The sequence below is a fragment of the Ochrobactrum sp. PL_is501 genome (assembly GCF_055816895.1).
The window spans coordinates 1-1,664 of the sequence record NZ_JBVPGR010000025.1 but is presented as its reverse complement, the minus strand read 5'-3'; the positions used below and the strand labels follow the sequence as shown (position 1 = coordinate 1,664).

The 1,664-nt window shown below is 57.0% G+C and carries 1 tRNA gene and 2 pseudogenes; 2 read left to right on the top strand and 1 reads right to left on the bottom strand.

The annotated features are described in order from the left end of the window. A pseudogene (locus AC0TOF_RS02630) lies at positions 1 to 154 on the top strand (IS3-like element IS426 family transposase); the annotation flags it as partial. A 51-nt stretch (positions 155 to 205) separates the two neighbouring features. Continuing rightward, positions 206 to 1,440, top strand: a pseudogene (locus tag AC0TOF_RS02625) (IS3 family transposase). Positions 1,441 to 1,537: 97 nt separating this feature from the next. Here the strand turns inward: AC0TOF_RS02625 and AC0TOF_RS02620 are convergent. Continuing rightward, positions 1,538 to 1,614 (bottom strand) — tRNA-Met (locus AC0TOF_RS02620). Between the last annotated feature and the right edge of the window lie 50 nt (positions 1,615 to 1,664).

Genomic DNA, 1,664 nt, shown 5'->3' with positions numbered 1-1,664 from the left:
CTCGGCTTATACCGCGCGGGACACGAGGCTGTTTGCTCAAGCACTCAATCTGACGCCCTGCTTCACGCCGGTGGCCAGCCCGCAGTCGAACGGAATGTCCGAGGCATTCGTTAAAACCCTGAAGCGGGATTACATCCGTATTGACGTTGCCCCGTTGAAATAATCCATTTTGAAGTAAGCTCTGGCCCATTGAGAGGACCAGAGAATGAAGCGCAACCGTTTTACAGACGAACAGATCATCGGCATTCTGAAGGAGCACGAGGCGGGCACGCCTGTCGCGGAGCTTTGTCGCAAGCACGGCGTCAGCGATGCCAGTATCTATAAATGGAAAGCCAAGTTCGGCGGCATGGACGTGTCCGAGGCCAAGCGGTTGAAGACGCTGGAAGATCGAAGCCGGACAAGCAATTGATTCAGTGAATCAATTGCCCGGCGGAGCAACACGAAGCTGAAACGGCTCCTGGCAGATGCGATGCTCGACAACGCCGCTTTGAAAGACCTTTTGGGAAAGAAGTGGTGACGCCCGCAGCAAGGCGGAAAGCTGTCGCTCATCTGATGGATCACCACCAGATGAGCGAACGGCGGGCGTGTAAAGCCATGGACTTTTGCCGTATGACGATCCGTTACGAAACCATGCGCAGCGATGGCTATGACCTTCGCGAGCGGATGAAGGAGCTGGCGCATGAACGTCGCCGCTTTGGATATAGACGTCTTCAAGTGCTGCTCAGGCGTGAGGGTTACCTTGTGAACCACAAGCGGCTCTTCCGGCTCTATCGGGAGGAGAAGCTGACGGTACGCAAGCGTGGCGGGCGTAAGCGGGCGATAGGCACCCGAGCGCCGATGTTGATCCCGACGGCTGCCAATGTTCGCTGGTCGCTGGACTTCGTGTCAGATCAGCTCACCGATGGCCGCAGGTTCCGGGTGCTTACGGTCGTCGATGATTGCACAAGAGAATGCCTGACTCTTGTCGCCGATACGTCCCTTTCCGGCTTGCGGGTTGCCCGTGAGTTGGACCGGATCATCGAAAGACGTGGCAAGCCGAAGATGATCGTCAGTGACAACGGCAGTGAGTTCACCAGTAACGCAATCCTGCATTGGGCGGATCGGACCAAAGTGGAATGGCACTATATAGCGCCTGGCAAACCGATCCAGAACGCCTTCATCGAAAGCTTCAATGGACGGCTACGAGACGAGCTCCTGAATGAAACGCTCTTCTCGTCACTGACCCATGCACGATCAGCGCTTTTAAACTGGCGCAGCGATTACAACGATCATCGACCACACTCTGGACTCGGCTGGATGACGCCTGCCGAGTTCGCTCAGACAATCAACCCGCGACGTGATGCGGTGCTGCGCAGCCGGAACGGCTCCGCACCGCAACCCGCCCCTACCGCCCCGATTACAGCAACCCAAAACCGCTGGAGCGAACTCAAAACTGGATAAAACTTGGGGGCAACGTCAACTTTTGGGCCGTGCACAAGAGGGACAGAACGCAAAAAAGCCCTTCGGAAAAAAGGCTTGAGCGGATCGCAGGGATCGTTGGTTGCGGGGGCAGGATTTGAACCTGCGGCCTTCAGGTTATGAGCCTGACGAGCTACCGGGCTGCTCCACCCCGCGCTATTAGTTGCGAACCTTATTGGCCCGGGAGCGAAGTCAGGCGTAGCCTG